The sequence below is a fragment of the Prauserella marina genome (assembly GCF_002240355.1).
Taxonomy (GTDB): Bacteria; Actinomycetota; Actinomycetes; order Mycobacteriales; family Pseudonocardiaceae; genus Prauserella_A; species Prauserella_A marina.
The window spans coordinates 778,430-794,794 of record NZ_CP016353.1; the positions used below are offsets into that span (position 1 = coordinate 778,430).

Annotated in this window: 16 protein-coding genes; 10 read left to right on the forward strand and 6 right to left on the reverse strand. The window is 67.4% G+C overall.

Features of this window, described 5'->3' with window-relative positions; all coding sequences use genetic code 11:
- The first annotated feature begins 49 nt into the window (after positions 1-49).
- Positions 50-1,063, forward strand: a complete 1,014-nt coding sequence (gene yhjD, locus BAY61_RS03450; RefSeq protein ID WP_091810824.1) for an inner membrane protein YhjD — start codon at positions 50-52, stop codon at positions 1,061-1,063.
- A gap of 31 nt (positions 1,064-1,094) precedes the next feature.
- On the forward strand, positions 1,095-2,378 hold the full coding sequence (locus tag BAY61_RS03455) for an MFS transporter (protein ID WP_091810840.1): 1,284 nt from the start codon (positions 1,095-1,097) through the stop codon (positions 2,376-2,378).
- A gap of 9 nt (positions 2,379-2,387) precedes the next feature.
- On the opposite strand, the gene BAY61_RS03460 is transcribed toward BAY61_RS03455, so the two are convergent.
- Positions 2,388-3,617, reverse strand: a complete 1,230-nt coding sequence (locus BAY61_RS03460) for a D-alanyl-D-alanine carboxypeptidase family protein (protein ID WP_091810823.1) — start codon at positions 3,615-3,617, stop codon at positions 2,388-2,390.
- A gap of 42 nt (positions 3,618-3,659) precedes the next feature.
- On the opposite strand from BAY61_RS03460, the gene BAY61_RS03465 reads away from it, so the two are divergent.
- Both BAY61_RS03465 and BAY61_RS03470 read left to right on the forward strand, forming a co-directional pair.
- Entirely contained in the window at positions 3,660-3,929 is a 270-nt protein-coding gene (locus tag BAY61_RS03465; protein WP_091810822.1) for an SCO4848 family membrane protein, read from the forward strand.
- Positions 3,930-3,934: 5 nt separating this feature from the next.
- Complete coding sequence (locus tag BAY61_RS03470; RefSeq protein WP_091810839.1) at positions 3,935-4,333, forward strand: hypothetical protein; 399 nt, start codon at positions 3,935-3,937, stop codon at positions 4,331-4,333.
- Positions 4,334-4,414: 81 nt separating this feature from the next.
- Here the strand turns inward: BAY61_RS03470 and BAY61_RS03475 are convergent, their stop codons facing one another.
- Genes BAY61_RS03475 through sdhC form a run of 4 tightly spaced genes read right to left on the reverse strand, consistent with a single transcriptional unit; the run spans position 4,415 to position 7,910 of the window.
- Positions 4,415-5,194, reverse strand: a complete 780-nt coding sequence (locus BAY61_RS03475; RefSeq protein ID WP_091810821.1) for a succinate dehydrogenase iron-sulfur subunit — start codon at positions 5,192-5,194, stop codon at positions 4,415-4,417.
- Between the two features lie 37 nt (positions 5,195-5,231).
- A complete protein-coding gene (sdhA, locus tag BAY61_RS03480; RefSeq protein WP_091810820.1) occupies positions 5,232-7,019 on the reverse strand; it encodes a succinate dehydrogenase flavoprotein subunit in 1,788 nt (595 codons plus the stop codon).
- Positions 7,020-7,047: 28 nt separating this feature from the next.
- Positions 7,048-7,464, reverse strand: a complete 417-nt coding sequence (locus BAY61_RS03485) for a succinate dehydrogenase hydrophobic membrane anchor subunit (protein WP_091810819.1) — start codon at positions 7,462-7,464, stop codon at positions 7,048-7,050.
- Positions 7,464-7,910, reverse strand: a complete 447-nt coding sequence (gene sdhC / locus BAY61_RS03490; protein WP_091810818.1) for a succinate dehydrogenase, cytochrome b556 subunit — start codon at positions 7,908-7,910, stop codon at positions 7,464-7,466. Before sdhC ends, BAY61_RS03485 begins: the two co-directional genes overlap by 1 nt.
- A 441-nt stretch (positions 7,911-8,351) precedes the next feature.
- On the opposite strand from sdhC, the gene BAY61_RS03495 reads away from it, so the two are divergent.
- The 6 genes from BAY61_RS03495 (at position 8,352) to BAY61_RS03520 (ending at position 15,184) form a co-directional block, all read left to right on the forward strand.
- Entirely contained in the window at positions 8,352-9,482 is a 1,131-nt protein-coding gene (locus BAY61_RS03495) for a BMP family lipoprotein (protein WP_245866329.1), read from the forward strand.
- 93 nt (positions 9,483-9,575) lie between these two features.
- Positions 9,576-11,114: an ABC transporter ATP-binding protein gene (locus tag BAY61_RS03500; protein WP_091810816.1), complete on the forward strand. Its 1,539-nt coding sequence runs from the start codon at positions 9,576-9,578 to the stop codon at positions 11,112-11,114.
- Positions 11,111-12,205, forward strand: coding sequence for an ABC transporter permease (locus BAY61_RS03505; RefSeq protein WP_091810815.1), 1,095 nt, complete (start codon positions 11,111-11,113; stop codon positions 12,203-12,205). The genes BAY61_RS03500 and BAY61_RS03505 overlap by 4 nt, the downstream gene beginning before the upstream one ends.
- Positions 12,206-12,243: 38 nt before the next feature.
- The gene (locus tag BAY61_RS03510; protein WP_091810838.1) at positions 12,244-13,479 is read left to right on the forward strand and encodes an ABC transporter permease; all 1,236 of its coding nucleotides are present in this window, start codon (positions 12,244-12,246) and stop codon (positions 13,477-13,479) included.
- The gene (locus tag BAY61_RS03515) at positions 13,479-13,880 is read left to right on the forward strand and encodes a cytidine deaminase (protein WP_091810814.1); all 402 of its coding nucleotides are present in this window, start codon (positions 13,479-13,481) and stop codon (positions 13,878-13,880) included. Before BAY61_RS03510 ends, BAY61_RS03515 begins: the two co-directional genes overlap by 1 nt.
- Positions 13,877-15,184: a thymidine phosphorylase gene (locus BAY61_RS03520; protein WP_091810813.1), complete on the forward strand. Its 1,308-nt coding sequence runs from the start codon at positions 13,877-13,879 to the stop codon at positions 15,182-15,184. Before BAY61_RS03515 ends, BAY61_RS03520 begins: the two co-directional genes overlap by 4 nt.
- Here the strand turns inward: BAY61_RS03520 and BAY61_RS03525 are convergent, their stop codons facing one another.
- Positions 15,185-16,243 carry a PA containing protein gene (locus tag BAY61_RS03525; protein ID WP_091810837.1) on the reverse strand — a complete coding sequence of 353 codons (1,059 nt, stop codon included), beginning with the start codon at positions 16,241-16,243 and terminating at the stop codon, positions 15,185-15,187.
- Positions 16,244-16,365: the final 122 nt, after the last annotated feature.

The following is a 16,365-nucleotide window of genomic DNA, read 5'->3' on the forward strand; positions in this document are numbered from 1 at the left end:
CGCGCCGATTCGCGTTGCGGGCCCGTTTTGGGCTGGTTAGCGTCATCGGGTGACGGAGGAGAGCGCGGAACGAGAAAAGCTGATACCGAGGCTACGGAGGAAGTACCCCTGGTTCGATCACCTGATCAGAGCCAACGACACCTTCACCGAACACAACGGCAACCACTACGCGGCGGCGATCACCTATTTTTCGGTGTTGTCGCTGTTCCCGTTGCTGATGGTCGGTTTCTCCGTCGCCGGGTTCATCCTCGCCGGCAACCAGTCGGCGCTGAACGAGCTGAGAGACGGCATCGTCAGCTCGGCGCCGGAGGGGCTTGGTGATCTGCTCTCCGGGATCGTGAACGCCGCGGTCGACTCACGGGCCGGGGTCGGCATCCTCGGCCTGGTGCTCGCGCTCTACTCCGGTCTCGGCTGGATGACCAACCTGCGCGACGCGCTGACCGCGCAGTGGGGGCAGGAGAAGCAGCAGCAACCGTTCCTGTCCTCGAAGATCAGGGACCTCGCCGCGCTGGCGGGGCTGGGACTGGCGCTGGTGGTCTCATTCGGCCTCACCGCCGTCGGCGGCGGGGTCGGCAGGTTCCTGCTCGAAGCCGTCGGCCTGCAAGGACAGGCGTGGGCGCGGTTCGTGCTGTGGCTGGTGACGATCCTGCTGGCACTGGCCGCGAACGTGCTGGTCTTCCTGTGGGTGATCTCGCAGTTGCCGAGGGAGCGGGTCTCGGCCCGCAGCGCGGTCAAGGGCGCGATCGTGGCCGGTATCGGCTTCGAAATACTCAAGCAGGTCGGCAGTATCTATCTCGCCAGTGTGCTCAGTTCGCCGAGCGGCGCGGTGTTCGGCCCGATCATCGGGTTGCTCGTCTTCGCGAACCTGGTCGCCAGGTTCCTGCTGTACGTGACGGCGTGGACGGCGACGGCGAGGGAGAACGTGGTGCGCAGGGTCGCACCGCCGCCACCGGTGGTGATCAGGCCGGAGGTCACCGTCCGGAGGGGTGCCGGTGCGGGCGCGGTCGCGGGTGCCTTCGGAGCGGGAGCGCTGCTGGCGTGGCTCGGACGCCGCTCCAAGTGAATTAAGCTCACCTTGTAAGTAAGGGGTGAGGGTGAGCGACACGGTCACGACGCGGGAACCGGAGAAGGCCACGCTACCGAGGGAGATCTACGTCCTCGTCGGCGCCAGTTTTCTCATCGCGATCGGCTATGGGCTGATCGGGCCCGCACTGCCGAACTTCGCGGCGAGCTTCGACGTCGGGCTGACCGCCGCCTCGTTCGTGGTGAGCGCGTTCGCGCTGGTCCGGCTCCTGTTCGCGCCGGCGAGCGGCAAGCTCGTCACCCGGTTCGGCGAGCGGCCCATCTACCTGTGGGGGCTGTCGATCGTCGCGGCGGGAACGCTGGCGTGCGCCCTGGCCGAGGAGTACTGGCAGCTGCTGCTGTTCCGCTCGGCGAGCGGCGTCGGGTCCACGATGTTCACGGTGTCGGCGATCGGCCTGCTGATCCGCATCTCGCCCGCGCATCTGCGGGGAAGGGCCTCCGGACTGTGGGGCACGAGCTTCCTGCTCGGCGGCATCGCGGGCCCGGTCATCGGCAGCGGGCTCGTGGCGGTGTCGCTGCGAGCGCCCTTCCTCGCCTATGGCGCCGCGCTGCTGGTGACGACCGTGTTCGTCTGGTGGCAGTTGCGGCATTCGACGCTGGCCGCCCGCGCCGCCGACGATGACGAGCCGGAGCTGACCTTCACGCAGGCGCTGCGCCATCCGACCTACCGGGCCGCGCTCGCGTCGAACCTCGCCAACGGCTGGGTCGTGCTCGGCGTGCGGATGTCGCTGATCCCGCTGTTCGTCACGGCCGTTCTCGTCAAGGACGAGACGTTCACCGGTATCGCGCTCGCCGTGTTCGCCGCGGCCAACGCGGCCGTGTTGCTGCTGGCGGGCCGGTTCGCCGACAAGCGGGGACGCCGCCCCCCGGCGATCGCCGGGCTCGCGCTGCTCGCGGTGGGAACCACTCTGCTCGGGGTGACGAGCAACCCGTGGCTGTTCCTCGTCGCCGCGCTCATCGCGGGTGCGGGTTCGGGTTCGCTGAACCCGGCGCACAACGCCGCCGTCGCCGACGTGCTCGGCGCCAAGGCGAGGGGTGGCTCGGTGCTGGCCGGGTTCCAGATGGCCGCCGACGTCGGCGCGGTCGTCGGCCCGCTCGTCGCGGGGGCCGTCGCGGAGAAGATGTCGTATGCCGCCGCGTTCGGCCTCACCGGAGGAATCGCGGCCATCGGCCTCGTGCTGTGGATCCTCGCGAAGGAGACCCTGCCCAAGGCTGACGACCGGGACGAGGAGGCAGCGGACGAGGTGACCCCCGCCGCGGACAGTTCCTGCCCCGAGGCGGGCTGCCAGCGCTGACCGCCGGGCTCACTCGCGGCGGATCAGCACACCCTTGCGGTGGGCGACGATCATGCCGATCGCCACGATCAGGATGACGACGAGGGTGATGATCCAGCCGGTCGTTCCGAACGGGTCGTCCTTGCCGTCTTCCTCGCCCGCGTCCTGAGCGCCGTGGGCCGAGCCGTCCGACGTGTCGCCGCCCACGGCTGGTGCCTCGTTCAGGTCGCCGACGGCGGGCGTTCCGGTCGCCGCGAGCGAGAAACCGTAGTCGAGCAACCTTGCCGCCTGGTCGCCCACCGGGATCGGCTTCTGCTCCGCCCTCAGCAACACCACCCCGATCCGGGTGCCGTCCCGGTCCGCCGCTCCGGCGTAGGTGTGCCGGGAGTCGTCGGTGAAACCGGTCTTGCCCCCGATGAAACCGGCGTAGGTCGGCCACAACTGGTTGTCGTTGTAGATGGGGTAGGGCGGTTTGCCCGGCCCTCCGGGGAAGTCCATGTGCTGCCTGCCGACCGCTTCGGCGTAACCGGGCTGCTTCATCGCGCTGGCGAAGACGAGGCTCATGTCGTAGACCGAGGTCGTCATCCCCGGCCCGTCCAAACCGGACGGGGTCGCCGCCCTCGTGTCGGCGGCACCGAGCCTCGCCGCGAGGTCGTTCATCTTCCCCACCGCCGCCTGCGTCCCGCCGAGCGCCCCGGCGAGCGCGTGCGCGACGTCGTTGCCCGATCGCATCAACAGCGCGTTCATGAGCTGGCCGACGGTGTACTCGCCGCCCTCGACGATGCCGACGCAGGTGCATTCCTGTTCGGCGTCCTGTTTCGTGCCGACGACGACGCGTTCCGGGTCGAGTTGTTCGAGCACGACAAGCGCGAGCAGAGTCTTGATGAGTGAAGCGGGCCGCTGCCTCCCGTGTGGATCCTTCGCGGCAAGTACCTCACCGGTGTCGAGGTTCTGCACCATCCACGAGGCCGCCGTCTGCGGCTCGGGTGGCGCGGGCACGCCCTCCGCGATCACGACGCCGCATTCGCTCATGCGCTCGCCGCCTGCCGGGCTGGCCGGTACCGGCAGCGGCGCGGGGGATGGCACGCCTGGCGGCGGCTGCTCCGAGGTGTCGACGGGAGGCGGGGGCAGTTCCCTGAATTCGCAGTACGGCGGTTCGGGAGGCCCTGGTTGCTGTGCGAGCGCGGGTAACCCGCTCGTACCGAACAAAGCGGCGAGGAGAGCGACGATCAGGACCCTGGCGGGAACAGCGCTGCGCACCCGTGCAGGCTATCCGCTACAGGGCCGGGGATACTGCGCGGTATGCGGATGTCTCGCCCAGTCTCACTCTTTCTGCTGGCCTTCGGTATCTGGTCTTGGATCATCTGGATCACGTTCGTACGCAACCTCTGGAACGGGGACAACGCGTGGAACGCCGACGGTTCGCCGACGACGTTCTTCATCGTGCACATCACACTGGCCGTGGTGTCCTTCGTGCTCGGCACGATCATCGGGGTGATCGGGCTCAGAGGACTCCGTGGTTTGCGGGCCGCGCGTGTCACCCCCGATACCGGCTCGGAAGAGGAGCGGTGACCGGCATGAGCGAAGCACAGAAACCCACCCGAGGTGGCAGGCCCGTGGTACTGGCTCTGATCGCCGGTGTCGTGCTTGGCGGCGGTGCCGTCGGGGTGGGCTGGCTGACGTCCTCATCGGACTCGTCCGGCTCCGGCTCCGGCGCGCGGGCCGATGCCGTCGCCGCGTGTGAGGCGATGGCGAGGACGACGACGATCGACCCGGTCACCGGACTCGCCGGTCCCCGAAGGTGGTCAGGCGCCTCGGAATTGGCAGCGGCGGCGGCCGAGCAGGATCCCGGCTACCGGAAGCTCGCCGACGCGATCAGCAAGCCGCTCCAGATCGGGCAGCGCACGTTCGACTACGAGAGTCCCGAGGTGATCGACGCCGTCGCGGCGGCGAGAGAGGCGTGCGGAGAGGTCTGAACCCTCGCGACCACATCGGACCGGCACGAAAGAAGGGGGAGACCACGTTGGTGGTCTCCCCCTTCTTCGCTGTGCCGGTAGTCAGACGCGCTTGAACAGCAGCGCGCGCTTGACCTCCTGGATCGCCTTCGTCACCTGGATGCCACGTGGGCAGGCGTCGGTGCAGTTGAAGGTGGTGCGGCAGCGCCACACACCCTCGGCGTCGTTGAGGATGTCGAGCCGTTCCTCGGCGCCCTCGTCACGCGAGTCGAAGATGAACCGGTGCGCGTTGACGATGGCAGCCGGTCCGAAGTAGGACCCGTCGGCCCAGTACACCGGGCACGAGGACGTGCAGGCGGCGCACAGGATGCACTTGGTGGTGTCGTCGAAGCGCTCCCGGTCGGCCGCGGACTGGACGCGCTCACGGGTGGGCTCGTTGCCGTAGGCGATGAGGTAGGGCTTCACCGCCCGGTACGCCTCGAAGAACGGTTCCATGTCGACATAGAGATCCTTCATGGTGGGCAGGCCCTTGATCGGCGCGATCGTCACCGTCGTCTGCTTGCCCGGCTTCGCGAGCAGGTCCTTGACCAGAACCTTGCACGCGAGGCGGTTGATGCCGTTGATCTGCATGGCGTCGGAGCCGCAGATGCCGTGTGCGCACGAGCGGCGGAACGCCAGTGTGCCGTCCACATAGTTCTTGATGTTGAACAGCAGGTTCAGCACCCGGTCCGTCGGCAGCGCCGGAACGTCGTAGGACTCCCAGTGCGGCTCGTCGTCCAGTTCGGGGTTGAACCGCAGTAGCTTCACCGTGATGGTGATGGCGCCGTCCGGCGCCGGAATCTGCGACGTGTCGTGCGTGGTGTTCTCTGCTACGGCGGTCATTTCACTTCCTCGGCGGAGAAGAGTAGTTCGGAAGTCATCAGTACTTCCGTTCCATCGGCTCGTACCTGGTGAAGGTCACCGGCTTGTAGTCGAGCCGGAGGTCGGCCGTGAACCCGGTCAGGCCCAGCGGCGCGTCGGGGTCTTCCTTCTCCGGCAACTGCTTGTAGGACATCGAGTGCCGCATGAAGTTGACGTCGTCCCTGTTCGGGTAGTCCTCGCGGGCGTGTCCTCCCCGCGATTCCTTGCGGGCGAGCGCCGCGTTGACAAGGACCTCAGCCAGATCGAGCAGGAAGCCGAGTTCGATGGCTTCGAGCAGGTCCGTGTTGTAGCGAAGTCCCTTGTCCTGCACGGCGATCCTGCCGTAGCGCTCCTTGAGCGCCTGCACGTCGGTCAGCGCCTGCTTGAGCGTGTCCTCGGTGCGGTAGACGGCCGCGTTCTCGTCCATGGTCCGCTGCAACTCGGTGCGCAGGTCGGCGACGCGCTCGCCACCGTGCGCCGTGCGCAGGTGATCGACCATGCCCTCGACCAGTTTCGCCGGGTCCTCAGGAAGCTCGACGTGTTCCCTCGTCGCCGCGTACTCGGCTGCCGCGATACCGGCCCTCCTGCCGAACACGTTGATGTCGAGCAGCGAGTTGGTGCCGAGCCGGTTGGCGCCGTGCACCGAGACACAGGCGACCTCGCCTGCCGCGTAGAGCCCTGGGATGACGTTGTCGTTGTCCCGCAGGGCCTCGCCGTGGACGTTGGTCGGGATGCCGCCCATCGCGTAGTGCGCGGTGGGGTACACCGGAACCGGTTCCTCGACGGGGTCGACACCGAGGTAGGTACGGGCGAACTCGGTGATGTCGGGGAGCTTGGTCTCCAGCACCTCGGCACCGAGGTGGGTGCAGTCGAGGTACACGTAGTCCTTGTTCGGCCCAGCGCCCCTGCCCTCCAGCACTTCGAGCACCATCGACCTGGCGACGATGTCGCGAGGCGCGAGGTCCTTGATGGTCGGCGCGTAGCGTTCCATGAACCGCTCGCCCGACTCGTTGCGCAGGATCGCGCCCTCACCCCTGGCGCCCTCGGTGAGCAGGATGCCGAGACCGGCGAGGCCGGTCGGGTGGAACTGGTAGAACTCCATGTCCTCAAGCGGAAGGCCCTTGCGCGCGTAGATGCCCATGCCGTCGCCGGTGAGCGTGTGCGCGTTGGACGTGGTCTTGAAGACCTTGCCGAACCCGCCCGTCGCGAACACGATCGACTTCGCCTGGAAGACGTGGATCTCGCCGGTGGCGAGTTCGTAGGCGACCGCGCCGGAGGCGACGGGACCGTCGGCCGTCTCGGTGATGGAGATGTCGAGCACGTAGAACTCGTTGAAGAACTCGATGCCGTGCTTGACGCAGTTCTGGTACAGCGTCTGGAGGATCATGTGACCCGTGCGGTCGGCCGCGTAGCAGGCCCTGCGCACGGCGGCCTTGCCGTGATCCCTGGTGTGCCCCCCGAACCGGCGCTGGTCGATCTTGCCTTCCGGCGTGCGGTTGAAGGGCAGCCCCATCTTCTCCAGGTCGAGCACCGCGTCGATGGCCTCCTTGGCCATGATCTCCGCCGCGTCCTGGTCGGTGAGGTAGTCACCACCCTTGACGGTGTCGAAGGTGTGCCACTCCCAGTTGTCTTCCTCGACGTTGGCCAGTGCGGCACACATGCCGCCCTGTGCGGCGCCGGTGTGCGAACGCGTGGGGTAGAGCTTGGTGAGTACCGCCGTGCGGGCGCGCTGACCGGACTCGATGGCCGCGCGCATGCCTGCGCCGCCTGCTCCGACGATCACCACGTCGTATTTGTGAAACTGCATGGTCCAGAAACTCCGTGTGGTGAGGAAGTCAGTTGGCCGAGATGTTCGGATCGAAGGTGAAGACCACCAGCGTGCCGAGAACGAGGATCACGGCCATCGACACGTAGAGCACCATCTTCAGCCAGAACCGGGTGGTGTCCTTGCGCGCGTAGTCGTCGATGATCGTGCGCAGTCCGTTGCCACCGTGGATCTGCGCGAGCCACAGCATGGCCAGATCCCAGAACTGCCAGAACGGTGAGGCCCAGCGGCCCGCGACGAAAGCGAAGTTCAGCCGGTGAACACCGCCGTCGAGGATGTTCATGATGAACAGGTGGCCGAGCACGAGCACCACGAGCGCGAGGCCGGAGATGCGCATGAACAGCCAGCTGTACAGCTCGAAGTTGCTGCGCCGGGCGGCGGGCCTTCGCGGAGAGCGAGGCTTGTCGATTGCCAGTGCGTCGGCCATCAGTTGCCGCCTCCGAACAGTTCGCTGACGGTGCGTTCGAGCATGAAGTAGGTGCCGGGGATCATCACGACGACCCAGATGCCGACGATCGACCAGAGCATGGGGCGCTGGTACTTCGGCCCCTTCGACCAGAAGTCGACGAGGATGATCCTGATCCCGTTCAGCGCGTGGTAGAGCACGGCGCCGACGAGGGCCACTTCGAGGAGATTGACGAATGGGGTCTTGTAGGTCGCGATGACCTCGTCGTAGGCGTTCGGCGACACCCTGACGAGAGCGGTGTCGAGAACGTGCACGAACAGGAAGAAGAACGTGAGCACGCCGGTGATGCGGTGCAGGACCCAGGACCACATGCCAGGATCTCCGCGGTAGAACGTTCCGCTCCGGCGTGAGGCGCCCGTCCGATCACTCGCCGCCGCCTCGGCGGCGGTGCTAGCAGTGGTGGACATCGGTGTACGGCCTCCAACGTCACTGATGGACTTGAGCCCGGCGGACCGCGACTTAGCCGAGGTCAGGTCGTCGAGCGTGGATACGAACGGATGCTAGACCTGCCGCTTCGGGCGGGCTCAACCTCGGGTTGTCGGCTGTGATGGACCAAACACTGAGCACACGCGCCGAGTGGTCCAGGTCTCGTGCCTCGGCACCCGCCGTGGAGGCGTCCGGCCCGCGCGCGCACCGGTCCAGACCGGGTGACCGCCGCTCGCGATCACGGGCTGTGCATGCGCGATTGCGCGATTGACCTGCGAGTAAACAATCGGGTCACGCACGGTTGCATCCGCATGCTTCATTTCTCACAGAGCGGTACGGTTCGCCAATTGGTCCGACGGCAGTACGGACCTTCTCAGTGTTGTCCGCTGGAACAGCGGGGAGGGAGAAACACCGTGCGTCGTGTGCGTGGTGGAGCGCTGGCGGCTATAGCCATGGCCGGCGTGTTGACGCTGGCGAGTTGCGCCAAGGACTCGGGCAATGAGGGCCAGGCCGGTGGTGAGGGGGAAGAGGGAAGCTGCGTCACCGCGCAGGCACCTCCCGCGCCTCCCGCCAGTTCGAGCTCCAGTGAGGCGGACGAGAACGTCGACGCCAGCTCGCTGAAGGTCGGGCTCGCCTACGACGTCGGCGGAAGGGGCGACGCGTCGTTCAACGACGCCGCCGCGGCCGGTGTCGACAGGGCCACGGAGAAGATGGGTGTCTCGGACTCGACCGAGAGCACCGCGGCGGGCACCGAGTCGGAGGACGCGAAGCAGCAGCGCCTCGACCAGATGGCCTCGCAGGGCTACAACCCGGTCATCGCCGTCGGCTTCGCCTACGCCGAGGCGCTCAAGGCCGTCGCGCCGAAGCACCCCGACACCAAGTTCGCCATCATCGACGACGACTCGGTGGATCTTCCCAACGTGACATCGCTCGTGTTCGCGGAAGAGCAAGGTTCGTTCCTCGCCGGTGTCGCCGCCGTCTACAAGAGCAAGAACTGTCACATCGGCTTCGTCGGTGGCGTCAACACGCCGCTGATCCAGAAGTTCGAGGCCGGTTTCGTGCAGGGCGCCGAGGCCGCCTCCGACAAGGTGCAGATCGAGCGCGACTACCTGACCCCCGCTGGTGACATCACCGGCTTCAACGACCCCGGCAAGGGCAACACGCTCGCCAACGCCCAGATCAACAAGGGCGCCGACGTCGTCTACCAAGCGGCGGGCGCATCGGGCAAGGGCGTGTTCGAAGCGGCGAAGAGCAACGGAGTGCTCGCCATCGGCGTCGACTCCGACCAGTACAACCAGAAGACGGTCGCGGAGGTGAAGGACGTCATCATGACCTCGATGCTCAAGCGCGTCGACGTCGCGGTGTACGACTACATCAAGGCCATCGCGCAGGACGACCTCTCCAACATGCCGGAGCGGTTCGACCTCAAGGTCGACGGCGTCGGCTACTCCACGTCGGGTGGCCAGGTCGACGACATCAAGCCTGTTCTCGACGGCTACAAGCAGCAGATCATCGACGGCGCCGTCACCGTGTCCGACAAGGTCTCGGGCTAGGACCAGGACTAGGACCCGGCGCGGCGTGGGGCTCGTCGGCGGTAATCCCGCCGACGGGCCCCACCTGCCTTTTCGTGGGGAGCATTGCGAAAGATGACCGATCCCGAACCGGTGGTCGAGCTGAGCGGAATCACGAAACGATTCCCCGGCGTCGTCGCCAATTCCGACGTGCACCTGAGCGTACGGGCCGGCGAGGTGCACGCCGTGTGCGGCGAGAACGGCGCAGGCAAGTCGACTCTCATGAAGATCCTCTACGGCATGCAGCAGCCGGACGAGGGAACCATCACGATCAACGGTGAGCCCGTCAAGCTGCGCAACCCGCAGGACGCGATCAAGGCCGGTATCGGCATGGTCCACCAGCACTTCATGCTCGCGGACAATCTCACCGTCAAGGAAAACGTGCTGCTCGGCGCGGAGGGCCTGCACGGCATCGGCAAGAAGGCACGCTCGGTGCTGGAGGGATTCGCGGCACAGACCGGTTTGCACGCCGATCTCGACCTGCTGGTCGAACGGCTCGGAGTCGCCGACCGGCAGCGGGTGGAGATCGTCAAGGTCCTCTACCGCGGCGCGCGGATCGTGATTCTCGACGAACCGACGGCCGTGCTGGTGCCGCAGGAGGTCGACGCGCTTTTCGAGACCGTGCGCGGCATGCAGCGGCAGGGCTTCACGTTCATCTTCATCTCGCACAAGCTCGACGAGGTGCGGGCCATCGCGGATTCGGTCACCGTCATCCGGCGCGGAACGACGGTCGGCACGGTGGATCCCAAGACGGTGAGCTCCCGCGAACTGGCCGAGATGATGGTGGGCTCCGCGCTGCCGAGCCCTGAGACGCGGGAATCCACGGTGACCGACAGGGACATCCTGCGCGTCGCCGACCTGAGGCTCGATGCCGAAGGCACGCACAGGGCGCTGCTCAAGGACATCACGCTGACCGTGCACGCCGGTGAAGTGCTCGGCATCGCCGGTGTCGAGGGCAACGGGCAGACCGAACTGGTCGAGGCGATCATGGGGATGCGCAAGGCGACCTCGGGTTCGGTCGAACTCGTCGACGCCGAGGGCACCGTCCACGACCTGACCAAACTGGGCACCCTCGCCCGCCGCGAAACCGGCATCGGCTACATCGCCGAAGACCGGACCCGGCACGGGCTGCTGCTCAACCAGCCATTGTGGAGCAACCGGATCCTCGGCTACCAGACCCGCGAACCGGTCTCAAGTGGACGGTTGATCAACCGCGCGGCCGCGCGGGAGGACACCAAGCGGATCGTCGAACAGTACGACGTGCGGACGCCGAGCGTCGACGTGCCCTCCGGCGCCCTTTCCGGCGGAAACCAGCAGAAACTCATCGTCGGAAGGGAACTCTCCGGCAACCCGCTGCTGCTCATCGCCTCCCACCCGACGCGCGGCGTCGACGTCGGAGCGCAGGCCCTGATCTGGGAACAGATCCGCACCGCGCGGCGTGAGGGACTCGCGGTGCTGCTCGTCTCAGCCGACCTCGACGAGCTGATCGGACTCTCCGACACCATCAGGGTGATGCTGAGGGGCGAGCTCGTCAGCGAAGCCGACCCGGCGACCGTCACCCCGACCGAACTCGGCTCCGCCATGACCGGAGCCGCCACCGAGGAGGACGTGTGAGGTCCTGGCGCACGGTGGTGTTGCCACCGCTGCTCGCGATTGTCTTCGCGCTCGTACTCTCGTCGATCGCGCTGCTCATTTCCGGCGCCGATCCGTTGCGGGCGTTCGGCACCATGGGTGCCCAGCTCTTCAAAGGCACGACCGCCGTCGACACCGTCAACCTCGCGACCGTCTACTACATCGCGGGGCTCGCGGTCGCGATCGGGTTCCAGATGAACCTGTTCAACATCGGGGTCGAGGGGCAGTACCGGTTCGCGGCCGTCGTCGCGGCCATCATCGGTGGTGCGCTGCAATTGCCCCCGGTGCTGCACATGCTGGTGATCCTGCTCGTCGCCGTCTTCGCCGGCGCCTTCTACGCGTTGCTTCCCGCGATCCTCAAGGTGACCAGAGGCGTCAGCGAGGTCATCACGACGATCATGCTGAACTCCATCGTGTTCGGCATCGTCGCCTTCCTCATCAACCCCGACCAGTTCGGCGTGCTGCACGGCAACAACGTGAGCACAGAGGAAATCGACTCGTCCGGCTGGATCCCCGGCATCCCGCTCGGCGCCGCCGGAACCCTGTTCGGCGCGGTGGTGCTGGCTCTGCTGCTCGGCGGCGGCTACTGGTTCATGCTCAACCGCACCAGATTCGGTTTCGAACTCAAGGCCAGCGGCGAGTCGCCGACGGCCGCCGCGGCGGGCGGGGTCAGCTCCAAGAAGATGACGATGACGGCGATGCTGCTCTCCGGTGCCGTCGCGGGTCTGATCGCGATGCCGGAACTGCTCGGCCGCGACCACGAGTACGCCATGACCGCGACCCAGGGCTACGGGTTCATCGGCATCGCGGTCGCGCTGCTCGGCCGCAACCACCCAGCCGGGATCGCGCTGGGCGCGCTGCTGTGGGCTTTCCTCGACAAGTCGGCCGTCTCGCTCGAACAGATCCAGGTTCCGCGCGAGATCGCCACGATCATCCAGGGCACCATCGTGCTCTCGGTCGTCGTCGCCTACGAGATCGTCAAGCGCGCCGACCTCGCCGCCGAACAGCGCAAGGTGGGCAGAGCGGGCCGCAACGGCAGTCCCGCCAGTGTGAGTGAAGGGGGTGCGGTGTGAGTACGGCGGTGGATTCCAACCCCTCCAGCGAACCGGTGATGATGCCGGCGCCGCAACAAAAACGGGCGATGCCGGGCTGGGCTCGCGGCATGCTGTGGGCCGTCGTCGCCATCGGCGTACTGTCCACGACCTCGTATCTGACGGGGATGAACACGCTGACGTCGAGCAACACGGCGCAGACCGCGCTGAGGCTCGCGCTGCCGATCCTGCTCGCCGGTCTCGGCGGGCTGTGGGCCGAGCGCTCCGGTGTGATCAACATCGGCCTCGAAGGCATGATGATCCTCGGAACGTGGGGCGCCGCCTGGGGCGCCTACTACGGCGGCGTGTGGGTCGGCCTGCTCGCCGCGATCGCCTTCGGCGCCCTCGGCGGCCTGCTGCACGCCGTCGCGACGGTGACGTTCAACGTCAACCACATCGTCTCCGGTGTCGCCATCAACCTGCTCGGTCTCGGGGTGGCGAAGTATCTCGCGACCCTGGTGTTCGAACCGTTGTCCGGCAATCCCCGGCAGTCGCCGCCGGTCCCGAAGTTCGAAACCTATTCCGCGACGGGCCTCTCCGACTGGCTCGGCGGCCTCGAAGACGCGCAACGCGTCGTGCTCTCCGATGTCGCCGGTCTGGTCAGGGGCCTGATCACGCAGGTGTCGCCGCTGGCGATGATCGCGATCCTGCTGGTTCCGCTCAGTTATGTCGTGTTGTGGCGCACCAGGTTCGGCCTCCGGTTGCGCTCGTGTGGAGAGAACCCGGTCGCCGCCGAATCGCTCGGCATCAACGTCTACGGGTACAAGTACTCCGCGCTGGCGATCTCGGGTGGCCTCGCCGGCATGGGCGGTGCCTCGCTCGTGCTGCTTCCCGGCGGCGCCGACTATCTGGAGAACCAGACCAACGGCCGTGGTTACATCGGGCTCGCCGCGATGATCTTCGGCAACTGGCGGCCGGGCGGGTTGCTCGGTGGCGCGGCGCTGTTCGGCTACTCCGACGGGCTTCAGCTCGCCGGAGGCGGACAGGCCGTGCTCGCGCTGTGCTACGCCGCCGTGCTGCTGCTCGGCGTCATCGTCGTCATCCAGTTGATCAGGCGCAAGTGGATCGCCGCCGCGCTCGGCGTCGTCGGCGCGGGCATCCTGTACTTCATCTACTGGTCCAACGACGAACTGCCGCGTGACCTGATCCCGTACACGCCGCACTTCGTGACCATCATCGTGCTCGCCGTCGCCGCGCAACGATTGCGACCGCCGAAAGCGATCGGCGCGCGCTACCGGAGAGGGGAAGGCGACTGATGAACCAGGCCGTCGAACCCGACTGGACGGCGTTGCGCGCGGCGGCGGTGACCGCGGCGGAATCGGCGTATGCCCCGTACTCGGGGTTGCACGTCGGTGTCGCCGCGCTCGTCGACGACGGCAGGGTCGTCACCGGGTGCAACGTCGAGAACGCCTCCTACGGCCTCGGCCTGTGCGCCGAATGCACGATGGCCGGCCAGCTCCGGCTTTCCGGAGGCGGAAGACTCGTCGCGGTCGCCTGCCGAGGCGGATCGGGTGAACTGCTGATGCCGTGTGGACGATGCAGGCAGATCCTGTTCGAACTGGGCGGAGGCGACTGCCTCGTGGACACGCCGCGAGGCGTGGTGCCGATGACCGAGGTGCTGCCGGACGCGTTCGGCCCCGAGGACCTTCCCCGATGAGCGGGCAACCGTTCGCCGCGGTCGACGTCATCCGCGCCAAACGCGACGGCGGCACGCTGACCGGCGAACAGATCGACTGGATCATCGGCGCCTACACCAGGGGAGCCGTCGCCGAGGAACAAATGGCGGCACTGGCCATGGCGATCTTCCTGCGGGGCATGGATTCCGCCGAGACGGCCCGCTGGACCGGGGCGATGATCGACTCCGGCGAGCGGCTCTCGCTCAGGGTCGAGCGGCCCACCGTCGACAAGCACTCGACGGGAGGGGTCGGCGACAAGATCACGTTGCCGCTGGCCCCGCTCGTCGCCGCGTGCGGCGCCGCTGTTCCCCAGCTGTCGGGAAGGGGACTCGGCCACACCGGCGGCACGCTCGACAAACTCGAATCGATTCCGGGCTGGCGCGCGGAGTTGCCGACGGAGCACATCGTCAGGCAACTCGACACCGTCGGCGCCGTCGTGTGTGCTGCGACGCCGTCACTGGCGCCTGCCGACCGGAAGCTCTACGCGCTGCGCGACGTCACCGGCACCGTCGAATCGGTTCCGCTGATCGCCAGCTCGATCATGAGCAAGAAGATCGCCGAAGGCGCCGGCGCGCTCGTGCTCGACGTCAAGGCCGGGTCCGGTGCCTTCATGAAAACCGTGCGGCAGGCCGAAGAACTCGCCGCCGCGCTCGTGGAAATCGGTGCCGCGCACGGGGTCGCGACGAGCGCGCTGCTGACCGGCATGAGCACCCCGCTCGGTGCCGCGGTCGGCAACGCCGTCGAGGTCGCCGAAGCCGTCGACGTGCTTCGCGGCGGCGGCCCTTCCGACGTCGTCGAGCTGACACTGGCGCTGGCGACCGAGATGCTTGCGCTCGCCGGTATTTCCGGGGTCGATCCCGCGCGGGTGCTCGCCTCGGGCGAGGCATACGAGACGTGGTGCCGGATGATCAGCGCGCAGGGCGGTGATCCGGAAGCTCCACTGCCGGAGGCCGCACACGTGACCGTCGTGCCCGCACCGGAAACCGGCACGCTGACGGCACTCGACGCTTACGCCGTCGGGGTCGCCGCGTGGCGGCTCGGCGCGGGAAGGGCCCGCAAGGAAGACCCGGTGCAGGCCGCGGCAGGGATCCGTTGTCTGGCCAAACCGGGTGAGCGGGTGAGCGAGGGACAGCCGCTGCTCGAACTGCACACCGACACCGCCGAAGCGGTCCCCTCGGCGCTCGCCGCGCTGGAGGGCGCCTACCCGATCGGCGACGACACCGGAAACGACGACGCCCCCGCCGGTTCCGGCAAGGGCGTCGTGCTGAAAACCATCAGGTCCTGATTAGTCTTCCGACTCCGAGGAGTCGCCTGAGGCGTTGGACTTGGCCTTCGAGTCGGAGCCCTTCTGCGTGCGCCCGTTGCGCCTGCGCGGCTGGCGGGGAGCGGGCGGAGCGACCGCGACGGTCTGTGGCGCGGGGCCACCACCGAGCATCAGCTCGGCGAAGGTGGCCATGGCCTCGTCGAGCTGGCCGCCGATGCGCCGCTCCGATTCCTCGTTGCTCTTGCGCACAACCGAGCTGAAGTAGTCGTTGTCGGGCTGCTTCGAGAGCGTGCCCTCGACCTTCGACAGTCCCGACTTCACCGAGCCGTCGAGGTCGCCGAGCTGCGCGACGACGCCGTCCTCGACCTTGTCGATCCGGCCGGTGATGTCGTCGAGCCGTGCGGTGACGGTGTCGAGGCGTTCGCCGAGCTTGTCGAGGCGGTCGGAGGAGTCCAGAACCTCGGCGGTCTCGTTGAGCGAGGTCCGCAGCGTCTCACCGGTAGAGCCGATGCGCTCCTTGGTGTCGGAGTCGAGCCGGTCGACGCGCTCCTTCAAACCGGACTCCAGCGAGTCGATGCGCTCCCTGACCGGGCCGTGCGCCAAGGCGGGGACGGCGTCGATCTTGTCGTCCTGCTTGTCGAGGTGCCCGTTGAGCTCGTCGAGCCTGCGGTGGATGTTGCCCAGCTTGTCCTCAAGGCCGTCCATGCGGCCCGCGACGCCCTCGAACCGGGCCGCGACCCCGTCGAGCCTTCCGTCGAGTTGCGCGAAGGGCTTCGCCAGTTTGTCGACGATGGCCTCGACCGCCCTTCCCAGGTCGGCCAGCGCGTTGTCCTGCGCCTCCAGCCTGGTCATGGCCTCGTCGAGGCGTTCTGCCAGAACGCTGACCTCGGTACGGTCGGGCAGTTCTGACAGCCGCTTGCGCACAGCGCCCAGCGAATCCACCGGCGCGAGCCTGGCGTAGATGTCGTCGAGCGCGTCGAAGATCTGCTGCTGTTCGCTCTCACGGACCTCGGCGGCGCGCACCAACATGTTGCGCATCCGGTCAAAGGATGGGGCTGCGAGGTGGTTGTCAGTCGTCACTGCGTTGTCCTTCATCGGCGGGGAAAAGATGGGACGTGCTTGGCAGCCTATCCACTGTCCAATTGCTGACGGTATCGCCCCCGGGAAATTGCCAATGACGTGCAACTCCGATGGCCGAATAA